The sequence below is a fragment of the Streptomyces sp. NPDC101776 genome, assembly GCF_044766845.1.
GTDB lineage: Bacteria > Actinomycetota > Actinomycetes > Streptomycetales > Streptomycetaceae > Streptomyces.
Map to the genome: position 1 here is coordinate 293323 of NZ_JBIWMV010000004.1, position 18491 is coordinate 311813.

The window sequence follows — 18491 nt, forward strand, 5'->3', positions numbered from 1 at the left end:
GAACCAAGCCGTGAGCGACGTCCGAAACGTGATCATCATCGGCTCCGGGCCCGCCGGCTACACGGCGGCGCTCTACACCGCGCGCGCGTCGCTGAAGCCGCTGGTGTTCGAAGGTGCCGTCACCGCCGGTGGCGCGCTGATGAACACCACCGAGGTCGAGAACTTCCCGGGCTTCCAGGACGGCATCATGGGCCCCGAGCTCATGGACAACATGCGCGCCCAGGCCGAGCGCTTCGGCGCCGAGCTGATCCCGGACGACGTGGTCTCCGTCGACCTGACCGGTGAGATCAAGACCGTCACGGACACCTCGGGCACCGTGCACCAGGCGAAGGCCGTCATCGTCACCACCGGCTCGCAGCACCGCAAGCTGGGCCTGCCGAACGAAGACGCGCTCTCCGGCCGGGGTGTCTCCTGGTGTGCCACCTGTGACGGGTTCTTTTTCAAGGACCAGGACATCGCCGTCATCGGCGGTGGCGACACGGCGATGGAGGAGGCGACCTTCCTCTCCCGCTTCGCCAAGTCCGTGACGATCGTCCACCGCCGGGACAGCCTGCGTGCCTCCAAGGCGATGCAGGAGCGCGCCTTCGCCGACCCGAAGATCAAGTTCGTCTGGGACAGCGAGGTCGCCGAGATCGAGGGCGACCCGAAGCTCGCCGGCCTCAAGCTGCGCAACCTGAAGACCGGGGAACTCTCCGACCTCGCGGTGACGGGCCTGTTCATCGCGATCGGCCACGACCCCCGCACGGAACTCTTCAAGGGCCAGCTGGACCTGGACGGAGAGGGCTACCTGAAGGTCGAGGCGCCCTCGACTCACACCAACCTGACCGGTGTCTTCGGCGCCGGTGACGTTGTGGACCACACTTACCGCCAGGCGATCACCGCTGCCGGTACTGGCTGCTCCGCCGCTCTGGATGCCGAGCGTTTCCTCTCCGCCCTCGCGGACGAGGAGAAGGCAGAGCCCGCGAAGACCGCTGTCTGACCCCCATCCTCCCCACCGCACGATCAAGTTAAGGAGCCCGCCGTGGCCGGCACTCTGAAGAATGTGACCGACGATTCCTTCGAGGAGGACGTCCTCAAGAGCGACAAGCCTGTCCTGGTGGACTTCTGGGCTTCCTGGTGCGGCCCGTGCCGTCAGATCGCTCCGTCCCTCGAAGCCATCGCCGCCGAACACGGCGACCAGATCGAGATCGTCAAGCTCAACATCGACGAGAACCCGGCCACGGCCGCCAGGTACGGCGTCATGTCCATCCCGACCCTGAACGTCTACCAGCGTGGCGAGGTCGCCAAGACCATCGTCGGCGCCAAGCCGAAGGCCGCGATCCTTCGCGACCTTGAGGACTTCATCGCCGCCAAGTGATGTTTCACGTGAAACACGAAGGGGCCGACTCTCCGGAGTCGGCCCCTTCGCTTTAGAGCGGTCGAAGCGCTGGTTCCTTCTGTACGGCTCCCAGAAGCCGGTCCAGTGCCATCTCCACGTCTTCCTTCCAGGAGAGCGTCGTGCGCAGCTCCAGCCGCAGCCGTGGATAGGCAGGATGCTGGCGGACCGTCTTGAAGCCCACGGCGAGCAGATGGTCGGCAGGCAGTACGCAGGCGGCCTCTTTCCCGTGGGCATCGCCGAAGGCCTCGATCGCCTTGAAGCCTCGCCGCAGTAGATCCTTGGCGACCGTCTGCACCATGACCCGGCCCAGTCCCTGCCCCTGATACCCCGGCATGATGAACGACGTCATCAACTGCACGGCGTCGGGTGACACAGGGCTCGTGGGAAACGCGGTCGAGCGGGGGACGTAGGCAGGGGGCGCGTAGAGGACGAAGCCCACTGGCACGTCATCGACGTAGACGACCCGCCCGCAGGAGCCCCAGTCCAGCAGGACGGCGGAGATCCAGGCTTCCTTCTCCGAGGCTGCTGTGCCCGCCTTCAGCGCGGCTTGGCCGCTGACGGGGTCCAACTCCCAGAAGACGCACGACCTACAGCGCTTGGGAATGTCCGGGAGGTTGTCCAGCGTGAGCGGTACGAGCCGACGCCCCATGAAGGCTGATCCTCGCTTCCTTCGCCCGCAGCGTCGCGGGCGGCTGTCAGAGCGCTGCGTTCCCTGAGCAGACTGCCGACGAACCCGCCGACCGCCCCCAGGCCCAGACCCGCGCTCACCAGTCCGGTGCGGCTCACCGTTCGCATGGCCCCTGCCTCCCCTAAGAGGTGCTGCCAGGTGGATGCGCCATACCCGAACGCATCGTATCCAGGATGAGATTCCATCGATACCGCCAGAAAGCAAAGAGCGGGCCGCGTTCCGGTACACACCGGACACGGCCCGCTTTGCTGGTCGGACGAACAGAGACCATGCCGAAGGCGGGACGGCTCAGGCCTCGTCCTCCGAGTCGTCGTCCAGCAGACTCCTCTGCAGGACCGGCCCCTCACCAGGAGCCAGTGAACCGAGGATCCGCTCAAGGTCCTCCATCGAGGCGAACTCGACAGTGATCTTGCCCTTCTTCTGGCCCAGGTCGACCTTCACCCGGGTCTCGAAGCGATCAGAGAGACGCGTGGCGAGATCGGACAGCGCCGGGGAGACCAGGGCGCCGGCCCGCGGTCCCTTGGAGCGCTGAGCCGTCTGGGGACGCGAACCCATCAGGGTCACGATCTCCTCGACGGCCCGCACCGAGAGCCCCTCGGCCACGATCCGGTGAGCCAGCCGGTCCTGCTCCTCCGAGTCGTCGACGGAGAGCAGCGCCCGGGCATGACCGGCGGAGAGGACCCCGGCGGCGACACGACGCTGGACCGACGGCGAGAGCTTCAGCAGACGCAGGGTGTTGGAGACCTGCGGACGCGAACGGCCGATGCGGTCCGCCAACTGGTCATGCGTGCAGTTGAAGTCCTTGAGCAACTGGTCGTAGGCAGCCGCCTCTTCGAGCGGGTTCAGCTGGGCGCGGTGCAGGTTCTCCAGGAGTGCGTCCAGGAGAAGCTTCTCGTCGTCCGTGGCCCGCACGATCGCCGGGATCGCTTCCAGACCCGCCTCACGGCAGGCCCGCCAGCGCCGCTCGCCCATGATGAGCTCGTAGCTCGTCGGAGCGATCTGCCGTACGACGACGGGCTGGAGAAGTCCGACCTCCTTGATGGAGGTGACGAGTTCCTGGAGCGCGTCCTCGTCGAACACCTCACGGGGCTGACGCGAGTTCGGTGTGATGTCGTCGAGCGGCAGCTCGGCGAAGTAGGCACCGACGGGTGGCGCCGGCGTCTGCGCGATGCCGTACGACAGGTCCTCTGTCTCGTAGGAGACCGGCGGTAGCGTGGTGACCTTCGCTGCGGCCACCCCTCGGTCGCCGGTGATGACCGGGACAGCCGTCGGGGACGCGGAACCACCCATCGCGGCCGGAGCCACCGTCTTCTCCCCGGTCGGGGCTGCGGGGATCAGTGCGCCGAGCCCACGGCCCAAACCCCTCCGTCGCTCGCTCACTGGATACCCTCCACCATACTCTGGTCGCTCTGAGCGCCGATGTGCGCATGCGGTGCGTCGTAGCTGACGCCCACACCCTTCAGCGCGATTTCCCTTGCCGCCTCGAAGTAGGAGAGGGCACCGCTCGATCCGGGATCGTAGGTCAGTACCGTCTGCCCATAGCTCGGCGCTTCGGAGATACGGACCGAGCGTGGAATGCTCGTCCGCAGCACCTCGTCGCCGAAGTGACTGCGCACCTCGTCCGCGACCTGGGACGCGAGACGCGTCCGGCCGTCGTACATGGTGAGCAGGATGGTCGACACATGCAGGTTGGGGTTGAGGTGCCCCCGCACCAGGTCGACGTTGCGAAGCAACTGTCCGAGGCCTTCCAGCGCGTAGTACTCGCACTGGATCGGGATGAGGACCTCCGCGCCGGCGACCAACGCGTTGACCGTCAGCAGGCCGAGCGAAGGCGGACAGTCGATGAGGATGTAGTCCAGCGGCTGCTCGTAGGCCTGAATCGCCCGCTGCAGTCTGCTCTCACGGGCCACCAGGGACACCAGCTCGATCTCCGCACCGGCGAGATCGATCGTGGCAGGGGCACAGAAGAGACCCTCGACATCGGGAACCGGCTGCACGACCTCGGAGAGAGGCCGGCTGTCGACCAACACGTCATAGATGGAAGGGACTTCCGCGTGGTGATCGATCCCCAGTGCCGTGGACGCGTTGCCCTGTGGGTCGAGGTCGACCACCAGGACACGGGCACCGTGCAGTGCCAGCGAAGCGGCAAGATTGACGGTCGTCGTCGTCTTGCCCACCCCGCCCTTCTGGTTGGCAACGACCATGATGCGGGTCTGCTCAGGACGTGGCAGGCCCTCGCCTGCACGACCTAGAGCTTCTACCGCCAGTTGGGCAGCACGACCGATGGGAGTGTCGTCCATAGGGGGCGGTGTTTCACGTGAAACATCCTCCCCCATCGACTCGGTACGGGGACCGGGGACCGGATCGGTCATCGGTCCCGCGATGTTGGCGTCGGACCGCAAGGATTCACTCTCCTCGACTTCAGGCTCGCAATGAACAGAGCCTCCCATGTCTTCAGGGTCGTGAACCAGTGAGGCCTGTTGTTCTGTGGAGAATTCCACCTCTGTGGACAACTCCGTGACCTCTCCGAGTGATCCGAGAGGCTTCCGATCGCGGGGTTCGGCCGCGCGGCTGCGGCTGATGATGCCGTGGAGCAGTGAGCGACGTTTCACGTGAAACACGATGCACAGCAGCCGAGGCCCGAACTGTCGCGACACTCCGGCATGGATAGGTTTGACAGCTTGTGTGGAGTAAGTTTCGTCGTCAGGACGGATCAGCGACGCACTTCACACGCCGAGACCGACCTGCCTCGCATCCTGAGGCCGACCCGCCTCAGACGCTGAAACATCGTCAACGACGCCGACGCGTACGCCCCGTACGAGCCGCCTTGGCCCGCTTCGCCGCGAAGCGAACCCCTCCGGGGCTCTCTCCGACCTCCACACGAACCACCGTGGACAGCGGATCGACGATGCCTTCGCCGACTTGCAGGATGGACGTCTCCACGGCTCCGAGCTTGCTCAGTACGGTCGCCGCACTCTTGAGCTCCTCCTCGGCCGTGTCCCCCTTGAGAGCGAGCATCTCGCCGTAGGGACGCAGCAACGGGATGCCCCAGGTGGCCAGTCGCTCCAGCGGAGCCACGGCACGGGCCGTCACCACGTGGACCGGGTGCAGGGTACCCATGACCTCCTCGGCGCGCCCCCGCACCACCGTGACGTGGTCGAGGCCCAGGAGTTCGACGACCTCGGTGAGGAAGTTCGTACGGCGGAGCAGTGGTTCGAGCAGAGTGATCTTGATGTCCTCGCGGACCAGGGCCAGGGGGATGCCCGGGAGGCCGGCGCCGGAGCCGACATCGCAGACCGTCACTCCGTCCGGCACGACCTCCGAGAGGACCGCGCAGTTCAGCAGGTGCCGCTCCCACAGGCGGGGCACCTCACGTGGGCCGATCAGACCGCGCTGCACACCCGCGTCGGCGAGCAGCTCGGCGTATCGGACCGCATCCTCGAAGCGATCGCCGAACACCTCGCGCGCCTGCTCGGGCGCGGGGGGAAGCTCCGCTGCCTCCGTCACGGGGGACCGTCCTTCCGTACCGCAAGAGCGCATTGGGCGCTGACTACCAGGACCACCAGAACTACAGGACTATCAGGCTGACAAAGTTCGGCCCCGTCTGCTCAACAGACGGGGCCGGTGGAACGTCGGGACCGATCAGGCGGGAAGTACGACGACGAAGCGCTGCGGCTCCTCGCCCTCCGACTCGCTGCGCAGTCCCGCGGCCTTGACCGCGTCGTGCACGACCTTGCGCTCGAACGGGGTCATCGGGTTCAGCTTCACCGGCTCGCCGGTGTTCTTCACATCGGCCGCGGTCTTGGCGCCCAGCTCGGAGAGCTCGGTGCGCTTCTTGGCTCGGTAGCCCGCGATGTCCAGCATCAGACGGCTGCGGTCCCCGGTCTCCCGGTGCACGGCCAGGCGGGTGAGCTCCTGGAGTGCTTCCAGCACCTCACCGTCACGGCCGACGAGCTTCTGGAGATCGCGGCCGCTGTCGCTGATGATCGAGACAGCGGCGCGGTCGGCCTCGACATCCATGTCGATGTCGCCGTCGAGATCGGCGATGTCCAGCAGACCCTCGAGGTAGTCCGCCGCGATCTCGCCCTCCTGCTCAAGGCGGGACAGGGTGTCTGCACCCTCGGCAGCGGCGGAGGTGGTGCCTTCCGTCACGGGATGGACTCCTTCTTACTTCTTGGACGGGGACTTGGGCCGCTGCGGACCCTTGCGCTGTCCGGACTGGGCCTTGCTGCGGGTGCCGCCGGCGGGCTTCGGGGCGAGCTTCTTCGCGGCGGTGGCGGGCTTGGCGTCCTCGGGCTCGTCCGACTTGCTCAGCGAGGTCTTCGGCTCGTCGGCGTCGTCGGCCGTGTCCTCGGCACTGTCGTCGGCCGCCTTGGCGGCGGACTGGCGCTGGGCCTTGGTCTGCCGCTTGGGCTGCTGACGCTTGGGGGCGGCCGTGGTCGGGGTACCGTCCTCGGACTCCACAGCCGTGCTCTCGCCCTTCACCACAGTGCCGTCGGCCTGGGCCACGAGGCTCACCTTGGTGAGGCTGTTGATGAACTTGCGCTCGAACTCGTTGCGGTCGCGGCCCTTGGAGACGATCGCCTTGACGATGGCGCGCTCACCCCGGCTGCGGGTCTTCTCGTGGTGCGTGACGTGCTTGGTGAGGCGCTCCAGGTAAGCGGCCTGGGCCTTGGAACCCGGGGTCGGGTTGTTGCGGATGACGTACATCTGCTGGCCCATGGTCCACACGTTGGTGGTCAGCCAGTAGACGAGGACACCGACGGGGAAGTTGATGCCGAAGATGGCGAACATGACCGGGAAGACGTACATCAGCATCTTCTGCTGCTGCATGAACGGCGTCTTCACCGTGGTGTCGACGTTCTTCGTCATCAGCTGGCGCTGCGTGTAGAACTGCGACGCCGACATCATCACGATCATGATCGCGGTGACGACGCGGACGTCGGTCAGCGTGGCACCGAGCGCCTCGACCTTGCTGCTGCCGTCCGTGAACTTGGCGGCGAGCGGGGCGCCGAAGATGTGCGCCTTACGCGCGCTGGCGAGCAGCGAGTCGTTGATGACGCCGATCGTCGAGCCCGTCGCGATGCCGTTGAGCACGTGGTACAGAGCGAAGAAGAACGGGGACTGCGCCAGGATGGGAAGGCACGAGGAGAGCGGGTTGGTACCCGACTCCTTGTACAGCTTCATCATCTCTTCGGACTGACGCTGCTTGTCGTTCTTGTAGCGTTCCTGGATCTTCTTCATCTCGGGCTGCAGGGTCTGCATGGCCCGGGTCGCCTTGATCTGCTTCACGAAGAGCGGGATCAGACAGATGCGGATCAGGATCACCAGGGACACGATGGACAGGCCCCAGGCCCAGCCCGTGTCGGGACCGAAAACCTTCCCGTACACCGAGTGGAACTGGACGATGACCCAAGAAACGGGTGTCGTGATGAAGCTGAAAAGACTGGCAATCGTGTCCACTAATCATGCTCCTTGGGCATGGGACGGTGTCTCTGCGGCCGGGCTCGAAGGACTCAGCCCTTCAGTGGCCGTTTCGGCGGCGGAGGTCCCGCCCTTGTCTGCGCGCCGTACGCCCCGCAGCATCTCGTGCCACCTAGGACGCTTGCGCGGCGGGACATGGTCCACACCGCCGAGCGACCACGGATTGCACCGCAGGATGCGCCAGGCCGTGAGCGCTGTGCCCTTGATCGCGCCGTGCCGGTCTATGGCCGTATAGCCGTAGTGGGAGCACGACGGGTAGTACTTGCAGACCGGCCCTAGCAAGGGACTGATCGTCCACTGGTACAGCTTGATCAGCGCCAGTAGCGGGTACTTCATCGCGCGCCCCCTCCCAGCAGCCGCTGAACGGCGGCATCCAGGTCTTGGGCCAGCTGTGCATGGTCGGCGTCGCCCGCTCCGGGCAGCGCTCGTACGACTACCAGGCTACCGGGGGGAAACAGGGCGACTCGCTCGCGCATCAGATGGCGAAGTCTGCGCTTCACCTTGTTGCGCACCACGGCGCCGCCGACAGCCTTGCTGACGACGAAACCCGCACGCGTCGGGGGAGCGCTCTCCCCTGGCGCGTGCGGGTCCGTGGCACCGCTACGAAAGTGGACGACGAGAAGCGGGCGGCCGGCCCGGCGACCCCGTCGTACCGCGGTCGCGAACTCTTCGCGCCGCCTCAGCCGATGCTCGGTAGGCAGCACGACGTCATGACCTGATCGGGATCAGGCGGACAGGCTGGCGCGACCCTTGCCACGACGGTTCGCGAGAATCGCGCGACCGGCACGGGTACGCATCCGCAGGCGGAAGCCGTGGGTCTTGGCCCGGCGACGGTTGTTCGGCTGGAAGGTGCGCTTGCTCACGAGGGGGCTCCAGAAATCAATCGGTGGTGGCGGGTGCCGTCCTGGCTGTCACCGTGCGCCCACGAGTAGCTCGCAGTTACGCCCGAGTGCACCGCTGACCGATCACCCACATGCGATCTGTGCCCATCGGAGGCAGGCGGCAGCAGCCATCGACAACTCGACCTGGTCACGGTACGCGGGGCTACGCCATCCGGTCAAACCAGGGGTCACGAGGAGACACTATCCACAGGCTGGGGACAACAACTTGAACCGCACCCGTCGCCCTGACTACCGTGGCTGGACTCCGATTCGTTCCTTTGTCCCCCGCCCCCACACCTTTTTCCCGAGCGCCCCACCCGATGTACATCCCGTCCCGTCCGCGAACCACACGTTCGTGGGACCCGTGAGAGAGCGTGCCCTGTGGCTGACGTACCTGCCGATCTTGCCGCAGTGTGGCCACGAGTGCTGGAGCAACTTCTCGGTGAGGGGCGTGGGCAGGGTGTCGAGACCAAGGACGAGCACTGGATCCGGCGCTGCCAGCCCCTGGCACTCGTCGCCGACACTGCCTTGCTCGCCGTACCGAACGAATTTGCGAAGGGCGTGCTCGAAGGCCGCCTCGCGCCGATCGTCAGCGAGACGCTGAGCCGCGAGTGCGGCCGGCCGATCCGTATCGCGATCACCGTCGACGACTCCGCCGGTGAGCCCCCCGGCCCGCCGGCACCCTCTGCCCAGCCCCAGCGGCGCTACGAAGAGCCCGAGCCGAGCCGCGACCCCTACGAGGGCGGCTACGGCCGGCACCGCGCCGAGCCGCTCCCCGGCGGCCCGGGCGACCAACTGCCCACCGCCCGCCCCGCCTACCCGTCGGAGTACCAGCGCCCCGAGCCGGGCGCCTGGCCTCGGCCGACGCAGGACGACTACGGGTGGCAGCAGCAGCGACTCGGCTTCCCGGAGCGCGACCCGTACGCCTCGCCGTCGCAGGACCAGTACGGACCGCCGTCCCCGGATCAGTACGGGGCACCGGCGAAGGACAAGTACGGCCCGCCCCAGGACTCGTACCAGTCGCAGCAGGACCAGTACGCGCCGACGCAGGACTACCGCCCGCAGTCGATGGAACGTCCGTCGTACGAACAGCAGCGCGCCGAGTACGAACAGTCGCGGGCCGAGTACGAGCAGTCCCGCGCGGAGTACAACCAGCGCGACGCGCGCCGCGACCTGTCCGACTCGCGCTCGTCCTCGAACTCCGGTCATCTGCACCGCGGCGGTCCGGGGTCGCCGGGGCCGCTGGGCTCGAAGCCCGCGCCCGCGGCCGGCCCGGGTGAACCGACCGCGCGCCTGAACCCGAAGTACCTCTTCGACACGTTCGTCATCGGCGCCTCCAACCGCTTCGCGCACGCGGCCGCGGTCGCTGTCGCCGAGGCGCCCGCGAAGGCGTACAACCCCCTTTTCATCTATGGGGAGTCGGGGCTCGGCAAGACGCACCTGCTGCACGCGATCGGGCACTACGCGCGGAGCCTGTACCCCGGCACGCGCGTGCGGTACGTCAGCTCGGAGGAGTTCACCAACGAGTTCATCAACTCCATCCGCGACGGCAAGGGCGACAGCTTCCGCAAGCGGTACCGGGAGATGGACATCCTTCTTGTCGACGACATCCAGTTCCTCGCGGACAAGGAGTCGACGCAGGAGGAGTTCTTCCACACCTTCAACACGCTCCACAACGCGAACAAGCAGATCGTGCTCTCCAGCGACCGGCCGCCCAAGCAGCTGGTCACCCTGGAGGACCGGCTGCGGAACCGTTTCGAGTGGGGACTGATCACCGACGTCCAGCCGCCCGAGCTGGAGACCCGTATCGCCATCCTTCGTAAGAAGGCGGTGCAGGAGCAGCTCAACGCCCCGCCGGAGGTCCTGGAGTTCATCGCCTCCCGTATCTCGCGCAACATCCGCGAGCTGGAGGGGGCGCTGATCCGGGTGACGGCGTTCGCGTCGCTCAACCGGCAGCCGGTGGACCTCGGTCTCACCGAGATCGTCCTCAAGGACCTCATCCCGGGCGGCGAGGACTCGACACCGGAGATCACCGCGACGGCGATCATGGGAGCGACCGCCGACTACTTCGGCATCACGGTCGAGGACCTGTGCGGCAGTTCACGCGGCCGCCAGTTGGTCACGGCCCGGCAGATCGCCATGTACGTGTGCCGCGAACTGACCGACCTCTCCCTGCCGAAGATCGGCGCGCAGTTCGGCGGTCGCGACCACACCACGGTCATGCACGCCGACCGCAAGATCCGCGCGCTGATGGCCGAGCGCCGCTCGATCTACAACCAGGTCACCGAACTGACCAACCGCATCAAGAACGGCTGACAGCCGCGGAGTTACGACGCCGAAGGGCGCCCCGGGATTTCTCCAGGGGCGCCCTTCGGCTTGGCGGGGCCGGCCGGGACGGCCTTCGGAGGGGACGGGAAGTTCTTCGGCGGGCGCCGGAGAGAGGGGCCCGGAGGGTGTCCGGGAGGAGTTCCAGAAGTCGGCCGGGGACGAGCCGCAGCGGACTCCCAGGTGGCGTCCCGTCGAGTGGCGCAGCCAGTCAGCCTTCGCGGTCTCGCAGGTCGCGGCGGGGTGCGGCCAGGCACCTCGAGGCCGGGCAGCAACCCGCGCCGCCGGTGACCGGCTCGCGCGGCAAGGCAGACGACGGCGGAGCTTCAGCCGGGTCGGCCGGTCACAGATCCTCCGGACCGGCGCGATCCGGGTGGCCACACCACAGGGCGGGACGCCACCGATTCCCGGCCGGTCCGGCGCCGCTCAGAGCCGAGACAGAGCCGCTCTCCAGTCTCTCCGGATCGGATCCGGAGACGCTTTGAAGCGGTCCGAGGCACGTCCAGGACCCCTCCGATGCCGATCCCAGCGCCTCCGCAGCCCTGACAGAACCGGTTCGGAGCCCCTTCACAGCCGCTCCGGAGGACGCTCGCCGCTCTCGCGCACCCACCTCTCCGACACCCGCTGTTCGAATACCCGCCGGGTTACGGCCGCCCTCCACAGATTTGGTGACTTTCTTCCGTCCACACCCTGGGGACTGTGAAGTTGTCCAGAACGTGTCCACAGGCCCCGCAGGTGAGGGACCATCAGACCAGGTCAGGTGCTTGTGGATTCGTGGACAAAAGATCTCCACAGGCTGTGGACAAATCCGTGATCCACAGGCTGGGGACGAAGTTGTCCACCGACAACCCACAGGCCGGGGGCAGTTGTCCCCAGCGATCTCCAGCTTCTCCACACCGCTGTCCACTGTTCGGCAACGCAACGCGCCACCTCACCGTGTCGAGTGAAAGGCGTCACACGAAGGTGCCGGGTTGGGCTGTGGGAAAGGCGGGTAAAGCTGGGGACGGCGCTGGGGAGAAGTGGCCCTCGGCTGTGCATGGGGTGTGCAGAACTTTCCGTTCTCCACAGAAACCCGAGGTTGTCCACCGCCGTCGCCCACAGGGTCGGTGGACAAAATTCCCGCTCTGAGCTGGGAAAACGGGGTTATCCACGGTATCCACAGCCCCTACTACTACTAGCAACTAGAGAGAGCTGGGAAACCGTTTCGAAGCGGGGCCTGTGCACAACTCGCGCTTCGTCGCCCGACAGCCCCTCGTCACGACTTGACCCCGATAGGCACCTACTGTCAGTGCCGTGCGTCAGACTGTTCCCCGGATGTCCTTCCCCTCACAGGGACCGACGACACCGAGACAGACGACGAAGCCAGGCAGGCCGAGAAGCGCCGGCAACAGCAGGAGGCGGCAACAGTGAAGATCCGGGTGGAACGCGACGTACTCGCGGAGGCAGTGGCCTGGGCGGCACGCAGCCTCCCGGCCCGTCCGCCGGCGCCGGTCCTCGCCGGCCTCCTGCTGAAGTCCGAGGAGGGGCAGCTGAGCCTGTCCAGCTTCGACTACGAGGTCTCCGCGCGGGTGTCGGTCGACGCGGAGGTCGAGGAGGAGGGCACGGTCCTCGTCTCCGGCCGACTGCTCGCCGACATCTGCCGCGCCCTCCCCAACCGGCCGGTCGAGATTTCCACAGACGGTGTACGGGCGACGGTGGTCTGCGGGTCCTCCCGCTTCACCCTGCACACACTGCCTGTGGAGGAGTACCCGGCGCTGCCGCAGATGCCGGGCGCGACCGGCACCGTCCCCGGTGAGGTGTTCGCCTCGGCCGCCGCCCAGGTGGCCATCGCCGCCGGGCGCGACGACACGCTGCCCGTCCTCACCGGTGTGCGCATCGAGATCGAGGGCGACACGGTGACGCTGGCGTCCACCGACCGCTACCGCTTCGCGGTCCGCGAGTTCCTGTGGAAGCCGGAGGACCCGGAGGCGTCCGCGGTCGCCCTGGTGCCCGCCAAGACGCTCCTGGACACCGCCAAGGCCCTCACGAGCGGCGACAGCGTGATCCTGGCGCTGTCCGGCTCGGGCGCGGGAGAAGGCCTCATCGGCTTCGAGGGTGCCGGGCGTCGTACGACGACCCGTCTCCTGGAGGGCGACCTCCCGAAGTACCGCTCGCTGTTCCCGACGGAGTTCAACTCCATCGCGGTGATCGAGACCGCCCCCTTCGTGGAGGCCGTCAAGCGCGTGGCCCTGGTCGCCGAGCGCAACACCCCGGTGCGGCTGAGCTTCGAGCAGGGCGTGCTCATCCTGGAGGCCGGTTCCAGCGACGACGCACAGGCTGTGGAGCGGGTCGACGCGCAGTTGGAGGGCGACGACGTGTCGATCGCCTTCAACCCGACGTTCCTGCTGGACGGCCTGAGCGCGATCGACTCCCCGGTGGCCCAGCTGTCCTTCACGACCTCCACCAAGCCCGCGCTGCTCAGCGGCAAGCCCGCCCTGGACGCCGAGGCGGACGAGGCCTACAAGTACCTGATCATGCCGGTCCGCCTCAGCGGCTGATCCGTACCCGACGAGAACACCGCAGGTCGGGGCATACCGCTCGGTACTTCTGAGCGCGTATGCCCACAGGTGTGCATGACCGTCCGGGTTTAGGCTCGGACACAGGTACGCAAGTGCCTTCATGCCACGTCGCACCGTAAGGAACAACTGATGGAGCTCGGTCTCGTCGGCCTCGGCAAGATGGGCGGCAACATGCGCGAGCGCATCCGCCGCGCAGGCCACACCGTCATCGGATACGACCGCAACCCGGACCTCGCCGATGTCCACAGCCTGGGAGAGCTTGTGGGCAAGCTCAAGGGCCCGCGGGTGGTGTGGGTGATGGTCCCGGCTGGCGCCCCGACCCAGGCGACCGTCGACGAGCTGGCCGAGCTCCTGGAGCCCGGCGACGTCGTCGTGGACGGCGGCAACTCCCGCTGGACGGACGACGAGAAGCACGCCGAGGAGCTGGGCGCCAAGGGCATCGGCTTCGTCGACGCGGGCGTCTCCGGCGGCGTCTGGGGCCTCAAGAACGGCTACGCCCTGATGGTCGGCGGCGACCCCGAGAACATCGCCAAGGTCCAGCCCGTCTTCGACGCGCTCAAGCCCGAGGGCGAGTTCGGGTTCGTGCACGCCGGCAAGGTGGGCGCCGGGCACTTCTCGAAGATGGTCCACAACGGCATCGAGTACGCCATGATGCAGGCCTATGCCGAGGGCTGGGAGCTGCTGGAGAAGGTCGACTCGGTGACGGACGTCCGCGAGGTCTTCCGGTCCTGGCAGGAGGGCACGGTCATCCGTTCCTGGCTGCTGGACTTGGCCGTCAACGCCCTGGACGGCGACGAGCACCTCGACAAGCTCAAGGGCTTCGCGGAGGACTCCGGCGAGGGCCGCTGGACCGTCGAGGCCGCCATCGACAACGCCGTACCGCTGCCCGCGATCACGGCCTCCCTCTTCGCGCGGTTCGCCTCGCGTCAGGAGGACTCGCCGCAGATGAAGATGATCGCGGCGTTGCGCAACCAGTTCGGCGGCCACGCCGTCGAGTCGAAGTAATCCACAGATCCACAGGCCCCGGGCCCGTGGATCCACAAGCTGGGGGAGGTCGGCGAACGACCATGCACGTCACGCATCTGTCGCTGGCCGACTTCCGCTCGTACGCCGGGGTCGACGTCCCGCTCGACCCCGGCGTCACCGCGTTCGTGGGCCCGAACGGGCAGGGCAAGACCAACCTCGTCGAGGCCATCGGCTATCTCGCCACCCTGGGCAGCCACCGCGTCTCCTCCGACGCCCCGCTGGTCCGTATGGGCGCCGACCGCGCGATCATCCGGGCCCAGGTCAGACAGGGCGAGCGGCAGCAACTGGTCGAGCTGGAGCTGAACCCCGGCCGCGCCAACCGCGCCCGCATCAACCGGTCCTCGCAGGTCAGACCCCGCGACGTGCTGGGCATCGTACGGACCGTGCTGTTCGCGCCCGAGGATCTCGCCCTGGTGAAGGGGGATCCCGGGGAGCGGCGGCGTTTTCTCGACGAGCTGATCACCGCGCGGTCGCCGCGCATGGCCGGCGTCCGGTCCGACTACGAGCGGGTGCTCAAGCAGCGCAACACCCTGCTGAAATCGGCGGCGTTGGCGCGGCGGCACGGCGGGCGCTCGATGGACCTGTCCACGCTCGACGTCTGGGATCAGCATCTCGCGCGCGTGGGGGCCGAGTTGCTCGCCCAGCGGCTCGATCTGATCGCCGCGGTGCAGCCCCTCGCCGACAAGGCGTACGAGCAACTGGCGCCCGGCGGTGGGCCGTTGGCCCTGGAGTACAAGCCGTCGGCGCCCGGTGAGGCGCACACGCGGGAGGACCTCTACGAGCAGTTGATGGCGGCGATCGCGGAGGCCCGCAAGCAGGAGATCGAGCGGGGCGTCACCCTGGTAGGACCCCATCGGGACGATTTGATTCTCAAACTCGGTCAGCTGCCCGCCAAGGGATACGCCTCGCACGGGGAGTCCTGGTCGTACGCGCTGGCGCTGCGGCTCGCGTCGTACGACCTGCTTCGGGGCGAGGGCAATGAACCGGTGCTCGTGCTCGACGACGTGTTCGCCGAGCTGGACACGCGGCGCCGGGAGCGGCTGGCCGAGCTGGTGGCGCCCGGCGAGCAGGTGCTGGTGACGGCCGCGGTCGACGACGACGTACCGCACGTACTGGCGGGGACGCGGTACAGCGTGGCGGAGGGGGTGGTGGAGCGCGTATGAGCACGGACGAGCCTTCCCGGCGCCCCGAGAGCCCCGCGGCCGGGGAACCCGCGCCCAAGAAGAGTGCCGAGCCCTCCGGCGTCGACCTCGCGCGCGTGGCGTTGCGCGCGGCGAAGGAACAGGCACGCGCGCGTGGGGACGCGGCGCAGCAGAAGAAGCAGGCGCGGCGCGGGGGCCTGCGCTCCGGCGCGCGCGCCGACGGCCGTGACCCGATGGCGCTCGGCGCCGCGATCAACCGGCTGCTGAACGAGCGCGGCTGGGAGACGCCGGCCGCGGTGGGCGGTGTGATGGGCCGCTGGCCGCAGATCGTCGGCGAGGACCTGGCCAACCACTGCGTACCGGAGAAGTACGACGAGGACGAGCGGGTGCTGGTCGTGCAGTGCGACTCCACGGCCTGGGCGACCCAGCTGCGGCACCTCACGCCCACGCTGGTGGCCAGGCTCAACGAGGATCTGGGGCACGGCACCGTACGGATGATCAAGGTGCTCAACCCCGGTGGCCCGCCCCGTCGCTACGGTCCTCTGCGCGCTCCCGGGAGCATGGGCCCCGGCGACACCTATGGGTGACTGACATCACAGCGCGGACCTCGGCGGGTGAACGGACGCGGTTGCGAACAGCGACCTGACCCTTGAGTAGCAAAGGGTTGACACCCGGAAGCGCTGAGTGCCTCCGTGAGCCTCTTCGAGCCCCGTTCCGCATATGGGGAGTCGGGAGAGACCGGTTGAGGGCGGCACATGAGGACTCAGGTACCGGCAAACCCCCATCCATGTCGGCGCTACCGGTAGACTGGAAGCAATCCCGCCCCACTGTGGGACACACACCGAGCAACGCTGACTAAGGCTTACCAACGCAACACGCCGCAGCCGCTCCGGCCAACCGCCGGGAGCCTGGCTTGTGCTGTGCCAGAAAGGGCGCTTCGTGGCCGATTCCGGCAACCCCAACGAGAACATCCCGTCCACCGACGCCGGCGCCAACGGCGGGGCTCACACCTCGAACGGCGAGGTCACCGCCTCGTACGACGCCAGCGCCATCACCGTCCTCGAGGGTCTGGACGCGGTTCGCAAGCGACCCGGTATGTACATCGGCTCGACCGGCGAGCGCGGCCTGCACCACCTCGTGCAGGAGGTCGTCGACAACTCCGTCGACGAGGCGCTGGCCGGCCACGCGGACACGATCGACGTCACGATCCTTCACGACGGCGGCGTGCGCGTCATCGACAACGGCCGCGGCATCCCGGTGGGCATCGTCCCGTCCGAGGGCAAGCCCGCCGTCGAGGTCGTGCTGACGGTGCTGCACGCGGGCGGCAAGTTCGGGGGCGGCGGTTACGCGGTCTCCGGCGGTCTGCACGGCGTGGGCGTCTCCGTGGTGAACGCGCTGTCCAGCAGGGTCGCCGTCGAGGTCAGGACCGACGGATACCGCTGGACGCAGGACTACAAGCTGGGCGTCCCCACGGCCCCGCTCGCGCAGCACGAGGCCACGGCCGAGACCGGCACGACGGTCACCTTCTGGGCCGACCCGGACATCTTCGAGACCACCGAGTACTCCTTCGAGACGCTGTCGCGGCGCTTCCAGGAGATGGCGTTCCTCAACAAGGGTTTGACGATCAAACTCACTGACGAGCGCGAGGTGGCGAAGGCCACGGCCGGTGCCGACGAGGCGGGTGCGGACCAGAAGGACGAGGTCAAGACGGTCACGTACCACTACGAGGGCGGCATCGTCGACTACGTGACGTACCTCAACTCCCGCAAGGGAGAAGCGGTGCACCCGACGGTCATCGACCTGGAGGCGGAGGACAAGGACAAGAGCCTGTCCCTCGAGGTCGCGATGCAGTGGAACAGTGGCTACACGGAGGGTGTGTACTCCTTCGCCAACATCATCCACACGCACGAGGGCGGCACGCACGAAGAGGGCTTCCGGGCCGCGCTGACGTCGCTGATCAACAAGTACGCGCGCGACAAGAAGCTGCTCCGGGAGAAGGACGACAACCTCACGGGCGACGACATCCGCGAGGGTCTGACCGCGATCATCTCGGTGAAGCTGGCCGAGCCGCAGTTCGAGGGCCAGACCAAGACCAAGCTCGGCAACACCGAGGCGAAGACCTTCGTACAGAAGGCGGTCTACGAGCACCTCAACGACTGGCTGGACCGGAACCCGAACGAGGCCTCGGACATCATCCGCAAGGGCATCCAGGCGGCCACCGCGCGCGTGGCGGCCCGCAAGGCCCGTGACCTCACCCGTCGCAAGGGCCTCCTGGAGACCGCGTCCCTGCCGGGCAAGCTGTCCGACTGCCAGTCGAACGACCCCACCAAGTGCGAGATCTTCATCGTCGAGGGTGACTCCGCCGGCGGCTCGGCCAAGTCCGGCCGGAACCCGCAGTACCAGGCGATCCTCCCGATCCGGGGAAAGATCCTCAACGTCGAGAAGGCCAGGATCGACAAGATCCTGCAGAACCAGGAGATCCAGGCGCTGATCTCCGCCTTCGGCACCGGGGTCCACGAGGACTTCGACATCGCCCGGCTGCGCTATCACAAGATCATCCTGATGGCGGACGCCGACGTCGACGGCCAGCACATCAGCACCCTGCTGCTGACCTTCCTGTTCCGCTTCATGCGGCCGCTGGTCGAGGCCGGGCACGTGTTCCTGTCCCGTCCCCCGCTCTACAAGATCAAGTGGGGCCGTGACGACTTCGAGTACGCGTACTCGGACCGTGAGCGCGACGCGCTGATCGAGCTGGGCCGGCAGAACGGCAAGCGCATCAAGGAAGACTCGATCCAGCGCTTCAAGGGTCTCGGCGAGATGAACGCCGAAGAGCTGCGCATCACCACGATGGACCAGGAGCACCGCGTCCTCGGCCAGGTCACCCTGGACGACGCCGCGCAGGCCGACGACCTGTTCTCGGTCCTCATGGGCGAGGACGTCGAGGCGCGCCGCCAGTTCATCCAGCGCAACGCCAAGGACGTCCGCTTCCTCGACATCTGAGTCGGTCTC

The 18491-nt window shown here is 67.6% G+C and carries 17 protein-coding genes; 8 read left to right on the top strand and 9 right to left on the bottom strand.

Annotated features, from left to right (window positions below; genetic code table 11):
• Window positions 1–10: 10 nt before the first annotated feature.
• Both trxB and trxA read left to right on the top strand, forming a co-directional pair.
• Window positions 11–979, top strand: a complete 969-nt coding sequence (gene trxB / locus ACIRRY_RS16530; RefSeq protein ID WP_403972820.1) for a thioredoxin-disulfide reductase — start codon at window positions 11–13, stop codon at window positions 977–979.
• 42 nt (window positions 980–1021) lie between these two features.
• Entirely contained in the window at window positions 1022–1357 is a 336-nt protein-coding gene (gene trxA / locus ACIRRY_RS16535) for a thioredoxin (RefSeq protein ID WP_403972822.1), read from the top strand.
• 52 nt (window positions 1358–1409) lie between these two features.
• On the opposite strand, the gene ACIRRY_RS16540 is transcribed toward trxA, so the two are convergent.
• The 9 genes from ACIRRY_RS16540 to rpmH all read right to left on the bottom strand — a co-directional run bounded on the left by ACIRRY_RS16540 (window position 1410) and on the right by rpmH (window position 8413).
• Window positions 1410–2027: a GNAT family N-acetyltransferase gene (locus ACIRRY_RS16540; protein ID WP_329253695.1), complete on the bottom strand. Its 618-nt coding sequence runs from the start codon at window positions 2025–2027 to the stop codon at window positions 1410–1412.
• A gap of 327 nt (window positions 2028–2354) precedes the next feature.
• Window positions 2355–3446 carry a ParB/RepB/Spo0J family partition protein gene (locus ACIRRY_RS16545; protein WP_403972825.1) on the bottom strand — a complete coding sequence of 364 codons (1092 nt, stop codon included), beginning with the start codon at window positions 3444–3446 and terminating at the stop codon, window positions 2355–2357.
• Window positions 3443–4516 (bottom strand): ParA family protein, encoded by a 1074-nt coding sequence (locus ACIRRY_RS16550; protein ID WP_078532690.1) that lies wholly within the window; start codon window positions 4514–4516, stop codon window positions 3443–3445. The genes ACIRRY_RS16545 and ACIRRY_RS16550 overlap by 4 nt, the downstream gene beginning before the upstream one ends.
• A 340-nt stretch (window positions 4517–4856) precedes the next feature.
• Window positions 4857–5573 (bottom strand): 16S rRNA (guanine(527)-N(7))-methyltransferase RsmG, encoded by a 717-nt coding sequence (gene rsmG, locus ACIRRY_RS16555; protein WP_403972828.1) that lies wholly within the window; start codon window positions 5571–5573, stop codon window positions 4857–4859.
• Between the two features lie 135 nt (window positions 5574–5708).
• Complete coding sequence (locus tag ACIRRY_RS16560) at window positions 5709–6218, bottom strand: protein jag (RefSeq protein ID WP_403972831.1); 510 nt, start codon at window positions 6216–6218, stop codon at window positions 5709–5711.
• Window positions 6219–6233: 15 nt separating this feature from the next.
• Window positions 6234–7529 carry a membrane protein insertase YidC gene (gene yidC / locus ACIRRY_RS16565; RefSeq protein WP_403972833.1) on the bottom strand — a complete coding sequence of 432 codons (1296 nt, stop codon included), beginning with the start codon at window positions 7527–7529 and terminating at the stop codon, window positions 6234–6236.
• A gap of 3 nt (window positions 7530–7532) precedes the next feature.
• Entirely contained in the window at window positions 7533–7886 is a 354-nt protein-coding gene (yidD, locus tag ACIRRY_RS16570) for a membrane protein insertion efficiency factor YidD (protein WP_262060789.1), read from the bottom strand.
• Window positions 7883–8254, bottom strand: coding sequence for a ribonuclease P protein component (gene rnpA, locus ACIRRY_RS16575; RefSeq protein WP_200676827.1), 372 nt, complete (start codon window positions 8252–8254; stop codon window positions 7883–7885). The genes yidD and rnpA overlap by 4 nt, the downstream gene beginning before the upstream one ends.
• Before the next feature lie 21 nt (window positions 8255–8275).
• Window positions 8276–8413: a 50S ribosomal protein L34 gene (gene rpmH, locus ACIRRY_RS16580; RefSeq protein ID WP_006381191.1), complete on the bottom strand. Its 138-nt coding sequence runs from the start codon at window positions 8411–8413 to the stop codon at window positions 8276–8278.
• Between the two features lie 399 nt (window positions 8414–8812).
• Between rpmH and dnaA the strand changes: the two genes are divergently transcribed.
• The 6 genes from dnaA (at window position 8813) to gyrB (ending at window position 18482) form a co-directional block, all read left to right on the top strand.
• Complete coding sequence (dnaA, locus tag ACIRRY_RS16585; protein ID WP_403972836.1) at window positions 8813–10747, top strand: chromosomal replication initiator protein DnaA; 1935 nt, start codon at window positions 8813–8815, stop codon at window positions 10745–10747.
• A 1415-nt stretch (window positions 10748–12162) separates the two neighbouring features.
• A complete protein-coding gene (gene dnaN, locus ACIRRY_RS16590) occupies window positions 12163–13293 on the top strand; it encodes a DNA polymerase III subunit beta (protein ID WP_200676830.1) in 1131 nt (376 codons plus the stop codon).
• Between the two features lie 150 nt (window positions 13294–13443).
• Window positions 13444–14319 carry a phosphogluconate dehydrogenase (NAD(+)-dependent, decarboxylating) gene (gene gnd, locus ACIRRY_RS16595; protein WP_403972840.1) on the top strand — a complete coding sequence of 292 codons (876 nt, stop codon included), beginning with the start codon at window positions 13444–13446 and terminating at the stop codon, window positions 14317–14319.
• Between the two features lie 62 nt (window positions 14320–14381).
• Window positions 14382–15503 carry a DNA replication/repair protein RecF gene (gene recF / locus ACIRRY_RS16600; RefSeq protein ID WP_403972842.1) on the top strand — a complete coding sequence of 374 codons (1122 nt, stop codon included), beginning with the start codon at window positions 14382–14384 and terminating at the stop codon, window positions 15501–15503.
• Entirely contained in the window at window positions 15500–16069 is a 570-nt protein-coding gene (locus ACIRRY_RS16605) for a DUF721 domain-containing protein (RefSeq protein ID WP_403972845.1), read from the top strand. The genes recF and ACIRRY_RS16605 overlap by 4 nt, the downstream gene beginning before the upstream one ends.
• 352 nt (window positions 16070–16421) lie before the next feature.
• The gene (gyrB, locus tag ACIRRY_RS16610; protein WP_403972847.1) at window positions 16422–18482 is read left to right on the top strand and encodes a DNA topoisomerase (ATP-hydrolyzing) subunit B; all 2061 of its coding nucleotides are present in this window, start codon (window positions 16422–16424) and stop codon (window positions 18480–18482) included.
• Window positions 18483–18491: the final 9 nt, after the last annotated feature.